This is a genomic window from Lacihabitans sp. CS3-21, from assembly GCF_024343675.1.
In the GTDB taxonomy this organism is placed as follows: Bacteria; Bacteroidota; Bacteroidia; order Cytophagales; family Spirosomataceae; genus Leadbetterella.
Window position 1 is genome coordinate 1 of record NZ_RJUD01000106.1, and the last position, 13,627, is coordinate 13,627.

A 13,627-nucleotide genomic window follows, 5' to 3' on the forward strand; every position below is an offset into this window, starting at 1 on the left:
AATGTGGCAATGTGCTAATTAGCAAATTGTTACTCAATTATTCCACAAAGTTTCACTAAGGAGACACAAAAGTTCACAAAGAACGCTGTGGCCTCTGTGCAAAACTCCGTGTCCTCTGTGGTAAAAAAGGCAATGTGATAATGTGGCAATGTGCTAATTAGCAAATTGTTACTCAATTATTCCACAAAGTTTCACTAAGGAGACACAAAAGTTCACAAAGAACGCTGTGGCCTCTGTGCAAAACTCCGTGTCCTCTGTGGTAAAAAAGGCAATGTGATAATGTGGCAATGTGCTAATTAGCAAATTGTTACTCAATTATTCCACAAAGTTTCACTAAGGAGACACAAAAGTTCACAAAGAACGCTGTGGCCTCTGTGCAAAACTCCGTGTCCTCTGTGGTAAAAAAGGCAATGTGATAATGTGGCAATGTGCTAATTAGCAAATTGTTACTCAATTATTCCACAAAGTTTCACTAAGGAGACACAAAAGTTCACAAAGAACGCTGTGGCCTCTGTGCAAAACTCCGTGTCCTCTGTGGTAAAAAAGGCAATGTGATAATGTGGCAATGTGCTAATTAGCAAATTGTTACTCAATTATTCCACAAAGTTTCACTAAGGAGACACAAAAGTTCACAAAGAACGCTGTGGCCTCTGTGCAAAACTCCGTGTCCTCTGTGGTTAAAAAAGGCAATGTGATAATGTGGCAATGTGCTAATTAGCAAATTGTTACTCAATTATTCCACAAAGTTTCACTAAGGAGACACAAAAGTTCACAAAGAACGCTGTGGCCTCTGTGCAAAACTCCGTGTCCTCTGTGGTTAAAAAAGGCAATGTGATAATGTGGCAATGTGCTAATTAGCAAATTGTTACTCAATTATTCCACAAAGTTTCACTAAGGAGACACAAAAGTTCACAAAGAACGCTGTGGCCTCTGTGCAAAACTCCGTGTCCTCTGTGGTAAAAAAGGCAATGTGATAATGTGGCAATGTGCTAATTAGCAAATTGTTACTCAATTATTCCACAAAGTTTCACTAAGGAGACACAAAAGTTCACAAAGAACGCTGTGGCCTCTGTGCAAAACTCCGTGTCCTCTGTGGTAAAAAAGGCAATGTGATAATGTGGCAATGTGCTAATTAGCAAATTGTTACTCAATTATTCCACAAAGTTTCACTAAGGAGACACAAAAGTTCACAAAGAACGCTGTGGCCTCTGTGCAAAACTCCGTGTCCTCTGTGGTAAAAAAGGCAATGTGATAATGTGGCAATGTGCTAATTAGCAAATTGTTACTCAATTATTCCACAAAGTTTCACTAAGGAGACACAAAAGTTCACAAAGAACGCTGTGGCCTCTGTGCAAAACTCCGTGTCCTCTGTGGTAAAAAAGGCAATGTGATAATGTGGCAATGTGCTAATTAGCAAATTGTTACTCAATTATTCCACAAAGTTTCACTAAGGAGACACAAAGTTTCACAAAGAACGCTGTGAGCCTCTGTTCAAAACTCCGTGCCCTCTGTGGTTAAAAAAGGCAGATAGTTAATTTGTTAATTCGTTAATGTGCTAATTGCTGGTCAATTATACCATAAAGTTTCACAAAGAACGCAGTGGACCTCTGTGCAAAACTCTGTGCCCTCTGTGGTTAAAAAAGGCAGATAGTTAATTTGTTAATTTGTTAATTCGTTAATGTGCTAATTGCTGGTCAATTATTCCACAAAGTTTCACAAAGAATCAATCTCAGTGTACCTCTGTGCTTAACTCAGTGTCCTCGGTGGTAAAAAAACTCTTTCGTATGACTTATTCCACAAAGTTCCACTAAGTAGACACAAAGTTTCACAAAGAACGCTGGGAACCTCTGTCTAAAACTCTGTGCCCTCTGTGGTTAAAAAAGCTCTAAGGCATAATGGCACTAAGGCATAAAGGCACTAAAGCATAATTAAACATTTGTCTTTGTGAAACTTTGTGCATTCTTTGTGAGCCTTTGTGTAATAGATAAGCTTCTAGGAGACCTTAAAGCTAGAAAAAAAAAGCCCCAGCATTACTACTGAGGCATGAAGGTTTTTAAGCGTGTGCAAAGAGCTTTAGCTGTTTACTTCTTTAGGTATGCTGCTTTTGAGAGACTTGGCCGGGCCATCCGAAACCGTAAAACCCCATTCTCCCAGGCGTTTGGGTTGCGTCCGGTATACGCCCAATAGTAGGTCGCGGGTGGCTTTGATGGTCTCGCCTATGGACTTTAGCATGGCGTCACGCTCACGGTAGGCCAGTTCCATCTGTCTCCGCAGGTCCTCTGCTTTGAGGTGTTGCACTTGACAGGCCGCCACTCGGGTGCCTATGCCTTGCAGGTTGAGGTCTTTTAAAGTGTTGAGTGGAGAAGTCTCCCCATCCGTAGTGTGCTTGGCGTTGATGATCTCCGCCAGTTCCAATACCTCTTGCACATTTTTAGGTATTTGGATTCTTGCTTTTGACATGATAAATAATTGATTATAATTAAAAAAAAATACGCTGTTCCATCGCCTTTTCTTTGGCGGGGTCGCGGGTGGGGCTTGTGTAGAACCTCTTCTCCCTCGACTGGGGTCTCTAAAAAACCTCGCTTGGGCTTGGCCTATGGGTCAGGTTTCCGTTGTATGGACGCTGATGGTAGGTGTGGCTGCTTCCCTCGCTGGGTTTGCTATTGATTATTCTAAAATTACACCCTGCCCTCGTCCTTCAAGGTACGATTTCATGAAGCTTTATTCACCCCAAAAAAGCATCAAAAACCTGATTTAAACGGATTTTTCTTTAAATGGGGTCTTAGGCCATTTGAAAATTAAAATATTTTAAAAAATCCAAGCTGGTTGGGCTGGACTTATTTCTTCTTAGCTCTGACACTTTATCTCCATGCAGGCCCGCTAAATGGCCCAAGATTTCGGTTGCATAAAATACCCCTCCTGCAAATTTCCCAGACCCTTCAACTATCTTTCCCGACCCCCCGCCAAAGTTTCCCGACCCCCCGCCAAAGTTTTCTGACCCTCTGCCAAAGTTTTCCGACCCCCCGCCAAAGTTTTCCGACCCCCCGCCAAAGTTTTCTGACCCCCCGCCAAAGTTTTCCGACCCCCTGCCAAAGTTTTCCGACCCCCCGCCAATGTTTTCCGACCCCCCGCCAAAGTTTCCCGACCTCCCGCCAAAGTTTTCCGACCCCCTGAAAAAGTTTTCCGACCCTCTGTCAAAGTTTTCCGACCCCCTGTTTGGTTTTTTGAGGCTGCCAAAAAGGTTTTGTAAGGGCTTATTTGTCAGTACTTTAGGATTGTTAAATAGCACAAATCCGTCTCAGAACCGCAATAAAACCACCTGAGAGCGGAGATGGGCCAAAAGTTCGGGTCCATAGAGTACCTTCACATGCCCGGGTAAACCCAGTATGAAGCGGCCAATACCCGCAGGGTGACAGATAGGCCCTTGGAAGTAGGTGACATTATGCTCATCTGACACATAAGGCCTTGCCATGGGATGCTCTTCCAACAACAATACCTTGGCCAACGGACTCAGGCGTATTTTTACCATTTTCCGTTTGTCGCCACTAAAACCGAAGGCATCGGTATAGCGTTTGTGCTTTTTTGGGTTTTGGCAGGTGGTTTCCAACAGTTGCACCCGCCCGATGCGGTCTATCTTAAATATCCTCACATCCGATTTGGCGGGGTCGTAGGCCTCCAGCTGGCGGTGTTGGTCTAGGTAGGCGATGGGTTCTACCAGACGGCAGGGATTGGTTTCGATGCTGGTGGGTGAGTGGTAATGATGAAGCTCTATCTGCAAATTGTGGCGGAGGGCAAAGTTTATGGCCTCATAATTGCTGCCCAAGTTGGCGTCTTTTATTTGGTGGGGCAGGGGAAAGGGCAGCTGCCGGGGGCTGAGCTTCTGTTGGATACTCTGGCTAAAAGGATGCCCAGGAGCATGCAAAGCAACCAAACTACACAACCAAGCCTTTTCAGCCTCAAGCAAAAGGCCTTTACGAACCTGCTCGGCACCGAAGATGAACTGCCGTTTGTTTTCGTCTTCGTCTATGCAAAGGTGATAGCTTTCGAGCTCCTGAAAATAGCGGTTGATTTGCGGAATGCCCACCTGCAGGGTAGCGGCCAGTTGGGCCTTTGTTTTGGTGCCCAGCGAGAGCAAATCCAATAGTCTTATCAAGTTGAGTGCCTTGTTTCTTGCCATTTATGTTGTGTTATTTCGGTAGGCGAATTTATGGAAAAAATTGGTTTGGTGGAAATCTTTCAGTCTTCTAAATTAAAAATTATAATATTAGAAACTACTGAGGAATTATAGATATAATTCAGTTATTTAGAATTTATTCCTTGTTGGGAAAAATCTTTTATTCTTCCCTATGTATTTTTTCCTCATTGATATTCATTTAATAATCTTAAAGATTAAATTTTAATTTTAATGAAACAATTCGTAAAATATTTAACTTATTTTTTTTGGATATTATACTTGTTTATGATTTAAAAGTTGTTTAATCAGTTGGGCTGCCAAATTTATCAATTAGAATTCTTACTAATAATTATAAAATCAAAACCTTGTACAGCAATACATTTGACCTATTTTTGTAAAAAGCAATGTTAACTATTAAGGCATCAATAAGACAGTTCAGATTACCTCACAGTCTAATGACTATTCAAACACATTATAGCTATTAGTTTTGGCTTGGTGAAAGTTTAGTTGGAATATTGGAATTCCAGAAATACTATACTTACTACCTAAAGATTATGAATACAATTTGGTTTTAATAATGATTTACCCAAACAAATAATGAAGGAAAACGAAGAAATAATTCAAGCACTTTTGAAATTCAGAAATGAAAGAGATTGGGAGCAATTTCACAATCCGAAAGATTTAGCATTAGCCATAAGCATTGAATCAGCTGAACTTTTAGAATTATTTCTTTGGAAAAAAGCAGAAGATGCAAATACAGAAAAAGTAAAAGAGGAGCTTGCTGATATTTTTTCATTTGCCTTTTTACTAGCTGAGAAATATGAATTTGATGTTAAGGAAATTGTGTTGGAAAAAATTAAAAAAAATGATTTAAAATATCCTGTAGACAAAGCCAAAGGAACATCAAAAAAGTATGATGAATTATAGTCAAGATTTTGAAATAAATAAAATTGAGTTTAATAACTTTGGATTAAACTCAATTCAATCACAATATTTTGTTGCTGAAAATTGGCCAATTGTTTACATACTGAATAATGATGGTGTAAAACAAGCCTATGTTGGTGAAACGACTGACACTTATTCCAGAATGTTTTCTCATTTACAATCACAAAGTAAAAACCAATTAAAAGAAGCCCACTTTATTTCTAGCAAAAAATTCAACAAATCTGCGACACTGGATATTGAATCTAACCTCATTAAATATTTACATGCAGATGGTAAATTTAAATTGTTAAATGGGAATTTAGGCCTTGTTAATCATTCATATTACCAAAGAGAAGAATACTATTCAAGTTTATTTCGTGAGATATGGAATTCATTGATAAGCAAAGGTATTGCAAGTCACAGTTTGGAGTATATTTCTAATAGCGATCTTTTTAAGTATTCACCCTACAAAACACTATCATCAGATCAGAAGAGAAACTTAATGCTAATAATAGATGCATTAATTTCAGATAGTAAAAAATCTATTTTCGTGGAAGGTGGAGCAGGAACAGGCAAAACAATTATCGCAATATTTTTATTCAAGTTAATGCTAACTTCGCATGAGGATTTTAATTACAAAGAATTTGGTGAAGATGAATTAGAATTTATTGATAAAGTTAAGTTATTAAGACAGAAGTATCCTTCTCCTAAAATGGGCTTAATAATTGCTATGAGCTCATTTAGGAAAACATTAAAAAATGTCTTTAATAATATTGAAGGATTAAATCAGAAAATGGTTATTGGTCCTTCCGATCTTTCAAAAGCTAAATATGATATTGTTTTTGTTGACGAGGCTCATCGTTTAAGAAAAAGGGTAAATCTAACAAATTATGCTTCATTTGATAATACTGCAAAGGCATTAGGATTAATTCCGAACGAGACAAATGAATTAGAATGGACACAATTACAATCATTAAAGGCACTTTATTTCTATGACCCTAAACAAAGCATAAAGCCTTCTGATGTAAATCCTGAGGAGTTTAATTTAATTAAACAGAGTTCTAACTCAAAAACTGTTCAACTTTACTCACAGTTTCGTTCCAAAGGAGGAAACGGATATGTTAAATTTGTGGATGACCTTCTTGATCAAAAAATTTCTGATGATAATTTTAAATACAGTAATAAGAATTACGAAGTTTTGCTTTTTGATAATTTCAAAGATTTTGTTTCAGAACTTAGATTAAAAAATACCAAACACCAGTTATCAAGATTTGTTGCAGGATATGGATGGCAATGGATTTCTAAAAATGATAAATCAAAATATGATATTGTTATTGACGGGTTAAGATTCCAATGGAATCATGACAATATTGAATATATTTTAAAAGATGTAAAGGCAGAGCAGATTGGCTGTATTCACACTACTCAAGGTTATGATTTAAATTATGTCGGCTTGATTTTTGGCCCGGAAATTATTTTAAATCCAATTACTAACCAAATCGAAATATTACAGAAAAATTATTATGACACAAATGGTCAAAACACAATAACTGATATAAATGTACTTAAGCAATATATAATTAACATTTACAAGACTATTATGCTACGAGGTATTCTGGGTTGCTACTTCTTTGTAACTGATGAAAATCTTAGAAACTATTTCAAAAAACACATTTATATATTTAATGAAAAAAAATCTCCTATAATTGATAGTGCTGACAACGAAGAAGTTAAATTAATTCCATTTGAAAATAGTGTGCCATTGTATTCTTTAAAAGTAGCTGCGGGTGAATTTAAATTTAATGACAACATTCCCGAAGAAGATTTCATTTTAGTTCCTGAAGGTATAAAAATCACAAAAGACCATTTTGCTTGTAAAATAATTGGGAACTCTATGAACAAAATAGTTCAAGATGGTCAAATAGCTTTATTTAAATGGTATAAAGGTGGCACTAGGAATGGTTTAATGGTAATCGCTGAGTATTACGATCATCAAGATATTGATAATGGCTCTTGTTATACATTCAAGGAATATTATAGTCAAAAAGCTATAAACGAGGAAAGTTGGTTCCATGAAAAAATTATTCTTAAACCAAAATCATTTGATTCTTCCTATCAAGATATCGTAATAGACCCTGACTCAATTAATGAAAAAGCTTTTAGTGTAAAAGGGATTTTTGATCGAGTACTTGAATAAGAATAAATATTATTCGTTCCCGCCCTTCTCAGTCCTCAAACAAAAAAGCCGCGTCTATCGGTCCTCAGACCGAAAATAGTTTATCCATTAAATTCCCAATCCACCTAATCCAGCCGGACCACGCCTAATGGAGCGGAGGTGGTGTTGTTTCGGATGGTGTTGTTGCCAAACGAAATGATCATGTTGTTGGCCGAGGCTCCAACGGCATTGTGGGTCATAGCAGAGCCTGAAAGGCTGATTTCTGAACTGGCGGTAGAGATCAGGGCGGTGCCATTGTTGGTAATATCTGAGTGGTTCAGCAGCATTTTGGCACTTCCCAGACCCACCACAGCGGCTATGTTTGAAGATATGACCGAGTTCATCACCGACAAAGTAGTATTGCCATCGGCCACTATGGCTGAGTCTATGGCGTGCAGTCTGGAGTTTACCACCGAAACCTTAAGGTTTGCCGTAGAACCCGCAGGAAGCAGTCTGAGGCCCACTGAAGTAGCGGTAGCATTTTCATAATCTAAAAACGAGGTATTAGAAATCAACATGGTGGCATTTCCCGAGGCCATATCTACATTTATGCCATTTAGCGTAAAATTGTTGATGGTACAGTTTTCTACGATCAATTCCCTTCCAGCTAAAAAACGAATGCCTGAGAGCCCAGTTTTAGCTCCTTCAATGGATAAATTCCTTAAAATGACCTTATCGTTTGCACCTGCATTTATCACCACGCCATTGGTACTACCTGCCAATATATTCGCCAGCGTGCCGTCGCCACTGAGGGTAATGGATTTGGTAATGGTCACGGTACCGTATCCACCAGGGTCTAAAGTGGAAACCTCTCCGCCAGCGGTGGTTTTAGAAATGGCCCCTGCGAAGGTTTTACATGGAGCGGTTCGGCTACAAGGATTGGCGTCGTCGCCCACACCAGAAACCCAGGTGCGTGTAGCTTGCCCATACATTTTGAATGAAAACAAAAGAAGAATTGCTAAATATTTTTTCATGGTTTTGGTATTTTAAAATTTTCTAATTGCTCTAACTCTGGCCGTAGATCCTTTACTTAAGGGTGCCTCAGCTCCCGCATTAAAGTCTTTTGCATATGCTGTAGTGGAAGGGTTGCTTGCAGGAGAACCCGATATCTCGGTAGAGCTCCAATAGTTGGCATTGTTAAAGCCGCCGATGACGATTTTTTGGTTGTACATCAGGCGGAGTTCTTCTAAAGAAGGTAAATACCAATCGCCAAATCCCCCGCCGGTGTGCGATTGTGCAATTTTGGCAGCGTAAGAACCATTTTCTTCAATTCGAACGATGTCGGAGGTGTTGTCTATACCGCCATAAATACCCACGCGGGTGGCACCTGTAATATGGAAGTTGACATTGAACCACTTTGTGGAGGCTGTTTGGTCTAAAGTAGCAGCAGCTAAGCCGTGGCGGCCGGTTTCGTCTACAAAAAATACGGTGCCGCCTTGGGCCAGTTGCCCTACGGTGTAGCTGGGTAAATCGGAGGTAGCAGGCACAAACATCGGTGCCCAGGCACTGCCATTGTAGGCATAAGGACCTACGCCAGCGAGACAATTGTTGCAATAAACCTGCATGCCCATCACAGGGCCGGCTATAAGGTTTCTTTGGGATTCGTTGAGCACAGGCAGCTTGATGGCTTGGGTGGTGGTTTGAACGCTGAGAATGTTTTTGGTATCTGAAGCATCGAGGGTGATGCTTTGGGCTTGGGCGGTCCATTGGGCCATAAGAAGTCCAAGGGCTATTTTTAGTTTTATATTCATAAAAAAGGGCTAAGGTTGTACAAATATTTTTTAGATATTGTCAGAAAACAAAACTACAAAATTTTAAAAAATCTAAAAAAAAATTTTGCAGGATTGCAATTGGACCTCCGATTAGCTTAGTCTTCAGACTGATAAGTCGCGTACATGGGTCTTCAGACCGAAATGAAGAAAACAGTCTGTATCTTAAAAGTTTCATCGCTTCATAAAATCATTTTTTTCAATCTATAACCGAAAGACGATCATGTCCTCAACCTCAAAAATCAAAACTTCAATGACGAACTAAGCCAGCATGAAGCCTAAATTGACGGTTTGGTGTTGGAGCTTTTTAGTCAAACAGCGGCGGATATTGCAGTGAAGGAGGTGCGATTGGAGTAAATTTTTGCGAAAAGAAGGTACAAGACTTTTATAGCCTATTTTAGCTATCAATTGATTCATAGATTTCGGAATTTGGCGAGAAGAAAAGAAAATAAGTCACATCTTATTTTGTTTTTTGGAATGTTTTTTGCTAAAATTATACAAGTTTTTTGCTCATAAGAATCAGGAAATCAGCAAGTGTAGGATATCCCTTTCAAATGGCCTTTAATCACCATTTTTAATTCTAACTAAACTTATAAAACTTCAAATGAAAAAAACCTTACTTGCGGCTGCATTGGTGGCCATCACGATTTCGTGTAACCAATCAGACCTCATCAACAACCAAGCCAATGTAATGACGGTAGAAAATGCTACAACTGGCACCAAGTTTATTCCGGGTAAATACATTGTGGTACTAAAAGGTACACCCGAAACAAAAGGTATGCCAGCGGCTGTTAGGGCCAAAGTGGTGGCTTTGCTAACTGCAAACGGTGCCAATGCTTCGGCTATTGAGCATGTTTACAGTACCGCCTTAACTGGCTTCTCCGCATTTTTGTCGCCAGCACAAGCCCAGAAGCTCCTGGCTTCTGGTGAGGTGGATTACATCGAACAAGACGCTGAAGTGAGCATTTCTCAAAAAGGTAAGCCAGGTGGTGGCACTACACAGCCAGCTCAGGAGATTCCATGGGGTATTACTGCTGTGGGCGGTGCAGGCAGCGGTGTGGGTAAAACGGCTTGGATTATTGACACGGGCATTGACCTTTCTCACCCAGATCTAAACGTGGACGCTACACGTGGTTTTTCAGCTTTCACTACTGGCAAGGACGTAGGTTTTGACGATGGCAACGGACACGGGACTCACGTGGCAGGTACGGTGGCAGCTTTAAATAATACCATTGGTGTAGTAGGCGTGGCGGCAGGTGCCAAGGTAGTACCTGTAAAAGTTTTGGGTGCTAGAGGAAGCGGCTCAAACGCGGGTGTAATTGCTGGTGTGGATTGGGTAGCGGCCAACGGTCAACCCGGAGATGCAGCCAATATGAGTTTGGGCGGTGGAGTTTCTACTGCTTTAGACCAAGCAGTGCTAAATGCTTCTAATTCATCTGCGGTGAAGTTTGCATTGGCTGCTGGTAACGAGACCGACAACGCCAATAATCATTCACCTGCTCGTGTAAATGGCCCAAACATTGTGACCGTTTCAGCTCACAATATCAGTGATGTTTTTGCGTCGTTTTCTAACTATGGAAATCCTCCGGTAGATATTTGTGCACCAGGTGTGAGCATTAAATCCACTTGGATGGGTGACGGGTACAATACCATTAGCGGTACTTCTATGGCTACTCCGCACGTTTGTGGAATTTTGCTTTTGGGCAAAATAAACACAAAAGGTACAGTATCTGGTGACCCAGATGGTAATCCAGATGGCTTGGCGACGAGATAATTTCTTCGAATAAATTTATTTTTATACCTTTTATGCAGCAGCAAAGTCGCTTTGTTGCTGCATTTTTTTTTGGAGATTGGACATTGTGTTTTATAATTAGATGGATTGTTCCGCATTTCTTAGTCTTCAAACTACGAAGGGGCGTTCTTCTAGCTGAAGAAAATTATTTGTCTCTCAAAAGTCTCCCCACCTTAAAAATCAATTATTTTAATTTATAACCAAAAGACACTCAAATGTTGGCTGTATATAAAATACAAACTCGCAACAATTTGCTACATCTGGTCTAGTCGAACCATGCTCAGTTTTTATATCTTTGTAAAACCTTAAGCTGGGTATTGGTATTTTAGTTTTAGCGACAAAAGTTCTGTTTTGCCTCAGCAAATAAATTGTTAAGAATGTATGTGTTTTTAAGACAAATGGTGGTAGTTGATGGGACTCAAATTTATTAAAGGATTGAAAGGAATGAATACAAAAGATAGCGTCATAAAAAGAAAGCAGTTTGATAGTTTTATTTGGATTGACATTAGCCATCCTGACCTCAACAATCTCAACAAACTGGCGGAGGAGTACCAGCTGGATTATTTTCAAATCAGAGATAGTCTTGAGCAAGGCCACCTGCCGAAGTTTGAAGCCCACGGCGACTATAACTTTATGATATTGCGGGCATTTACGGCCAATGTCAACGATAGAATCACCAATATCAGCGAGCTGTCCAACAAAGTGGCGTTCTTTTTTAATGACAAAAAACTGATAACCGTCCATAGAAATGAGTTTGCGTTTCTCAAGAATTTAGAGGTGAGCTGCACCACCTCTGAGGAGCTTTTGATAGCCATCATGCACAAAATGATCGATACCTTTGAGGAGCCTTCGAGCCATTTGAGCAACCAAGTGGATGATTTTGAGAAGCATATTTTCCTAAAAAACGATGCCAAGATTTCTCTCGAGGATTTGTATTTTCAGAAATCCCAAACCCGAATTTCGAAGAAACTCTTACAAATAACCCAGGGGGTAATCAACGAAATGGAGGTAAGCCCTGCGTCGAAGTCGGCACTGCAAGATATAAAAGACCGCCTGCTGAGCCTTATCCTTACCTACGACGAAGTGGCCGACGACTCCGTCAACCTCATGAATACCTACCTGTCGGTCAGTGCCCAAAAAAGCAACGATGTGATGAAACTGCTGACCATATTCTCGGCTTTCTTTTTGCCCTTGACATTTATTGTGGGTATTTACGGCATGAACTTCGAAAACATGCCCGAGCTTCAGTGGCAGTCGGGATATTTTATGACTTTGGGGGTGATGGCCGTAGTGGCGGCGGTCATATATGTGTGGTTTAAGCGTAAACGGATTATTTGAAGTATAAAGGAAATTAATAATAAAAAAAACAATGCGAATACTATTTACAGGAGGCTCAGGAAAGGCCGGAAGGCATGTGATACCTTATTTGTTGGAGCAAGGCCATCAGGTGCTGAATGTGGATCTTACGCCGCTGCACCATCCAGGGGTGCATAACCTCCTAGCCGATATCACCGATTCAGGTCAGATGTTTAATGCCATGAGCTCTTACACAGGCCTGCACGAGCTGGAGGGTGGCGAGGGCATAGCCCGATTTGACGCCGTGGTGCATTTTGCGGCCGTGCCGCGAATCCTCATCAAACCCGACAACGAGACTTTTAGGGTAAATACGGTGGGTACCTACAATGTGATAGAGGCAGCTGTAAAGTTGGGCATCAAAAAGATCATCATTGCCTCGTCGGAGACCACCTACGGCATCTGTTTTGCGGATGGCGTCACCGACCCCAAAGTGCTGCCATTGGAGGAAGATTATGACGTGGACCCGATGGACAGTTATGGTTTGTCGAAGGTAGTGAACGAAAAAACGGCACGGAGCTTTCAACTACGCTCGGGCTTTGATATATATGCCTTGCGTATCGGCAATGTGATAGAGCCGCATGAATACGCCGAACTGTTTCCGCATTATTTCAGAAATCCTGAAGTCCGTCGCCGCAATGCGTTCTGTTATATCGATGCCCGTGATTTGGGGCAGATAGTGGATCTTTGCTTGAAGAAAGACGGCTTGGGTTATCAGGTTTTTAATGCGGGTAACGACCACAATGGTGCGGTATTGAACAACAAGGAATTGCTCGAAAGGTTTTTCCCGAATGTACCTCTCAGCCGAGAACTTGACGAAACCGAGGCCTTATTCTCCAACCGCAAAATCCGCGAAATGTTGGGCTTTAAGGAGCAGCACAATTGGCGGAGGTATGTGGAGTGGGAGGATTAGTGTATTAGTTATTGGTTGATTTGTTATTGGTGTATTAGTTACTGGTTGATTGGTTATTGGTAAATCGGCCACTGAGCACAATGAAATTCAGATGATAATCTGAATGAAATTGCGATCGATAGATCTCGAAGTGGGTCACTGTTTAAGCTATTCCACAAAGGCACACAAAAAATGCTCAAAGTTTCACAAAGTGCTTGGTTGTTATAAAAAAACATTGGGTTTCAAAAGTCTAAACATAGTGTATGTCTTAGTGAACCTTTGTGTCTCCTTGGTGAAACTTTGTGGAATAATTGAATCACAATTTGCTAATTAGCACACTGCCTCATTATCACATTGCCTTTTTAACCACAGAGGGCACAGAGTTTTAGACAGAGGTTCCCAGCGTTCTTTGTGAACCTTTGTGTCTCCTTGGTGAACCTTTGTGGAATAATTGAATCACAATTTGCTAATTAGCATACTGCCTCATTATCACATTGCATTTTTTAAC

10 protein-coding genes are annotated in these 13,627 nt (G+C 40.5%); 5 read left to right on the top strand and 5 right to left on the bottom strand.

The window, feature by feature from the left end; all coding sequences use genetic code 11:
- Positions 1–2,073 precede the first annotated feature (2,073 nt).
- The 3 genes from EGI24_RS18990 to EGI24_RS19000 all read right to left on the bottom strand — a co-directional run bounded on the left by EGI24_RS18990 (position 2,074) and on the right by EGI24_RS19000 (position 4,177).
- On the bottom strand, positions 2,074–2,232 hold the full coding sequence (locus EGI24_RS18990; protein ID WP_255050158.1) for a hypothetical protein: 159 nt from the start codon (positions 2,230–2,232) through the stop codon (positions 2,074–2,076).
- Between the two features lie 550 nt (positions 2,233–2,782).
- On the bottom strand, positions 2,783–3,289 hold the full coding sequence (locus EGI24_RS18995) for a hypothetical protein (protein WP_255050159.1): 507 nt from the start codon (positions 3,287–3,289) through the stop codon (positions 2,783–2,785).
- A 9-nt stretch (positions 3,290–3,298) separates the two neighbouring features.
- Positions 3,299–4,177: a YafY family protein gene (locus EGI24_RS19000; RefSeq protein ID WP_255050160.1), complete on the bottom strand. Its 879-nt coding sequence runs from the start codon at positions 4,175–4,177 to the stop codon at positions 3,299–3,301.
- A gap of 594 nt (positions 4,178–4,771) precedes the next feature.
- Between EGI24_RS19000 and EGI24_RS19005 the strand changes: the two genes are divergently transcribed.
- Positions 4,772–5,101 carry a nucleotide pyrophosphohydrolase gene (locus EGI24_RS19005; RefSeq protein WP_255050161.1) on the top strand — a complete coding sequence of 110 codons (330 nt, stop codon included), beginning with the start codon at positions 4,772–4,774 and terminating at the stop codon, positions 5,099–5,101.
- Positions 5,088–7,295, top strand: coding sequence for a DNA/RNA helicase domain-containing protein (locus tag EGI24_RS19010; RefSeq protein ID WP_255050162.1), 2,208 nt, complete (start codon positions 5,088–5,090; stop codon positions 7,293–7,295). Before EGI24_RS19005 ends, EGI24_RS19010 begins: the two co-directional genes overlap by 14 nt.
- A 104-nt stretch (positions 7,296–7,399) precedes the next feature.
- Here the strand turns inward: EGI24_RS19010 and EGI24_RS19015 are convergent, their stop codons facing one another.
- Both EGI24_RS19015 and EGI24_RS19020 read right to left on the bottom strand, forming a co-directional pair.
- Complete coding sequence (locus tag EGI24_RS19015; protein WP_255050163.1) at positions 7,400–8,287, bottom strand: hypothetical protein; 888 nt, start codon at positions 8,285–8,287, stop codon at positions 7,400–7,402.
- Positions 8,288–8,299: 12 nt separating this feature from the next.
- A complete protein-coding gene (locus EGI24_RS19020; RefSeq protein WP_255050164.1) occupies positions 8,300–9,064 on the bottom strand; it encodes a DUF1566 domain-containing protein in 765 nt (254 codons plus the stop codon).
- 622 nt (positions 9,065–9,686) lie between these two features.
- On the opposite strand from EGI24_RS19020, the gene EGI24_RS19025 reads away from it, so the two are divergent.
- From EGI24_RS19025 to EGI24_RS19035, 3 genes are all read left to right on the top strand, one after another.
- Positions 9,687–10,856: a S8 family peptidase gene (locus EGI24_RS19025; RefSeq protein WP_255050165.1), complete on the top strand. Its 1,170-nt coding sequence runs from the start codon at positions 9,687–9,689 to the stop codon at positions 10,854–10,856.
- A gap of 429 nt (positions 10,857–11,285) precedes the next feature.
- Positions 11,286–12,212: a CorA family divalent cation transporter gene (locus tag EGI24_RS19030; RefSeq protein WP_255050166.1), complete on the top strand. Its 927-nt coding sequence runs from the start codon at positions 11,286–11,288 to the stop codon at positions 12,210–12,212.
- Positions 12,213–12,243: 31 nt separating this feature from the next.
- Positions 12,244–13,140 carry an NAD(P)-dependent oxidoreductase gene (locus EGI24_RS19035; RefSeq protein WP_255049183.1) on the top strand — a complete coding sequence of 299 codons (897 nt, stop codon included), beginning with the start codon at positions 12,244–12,246 and terminating at the stop codon, positions 13,138–13,140.
- The last annotated feature ends 487 nt before the right edge of the window (positions 13,141–13,627 follow it).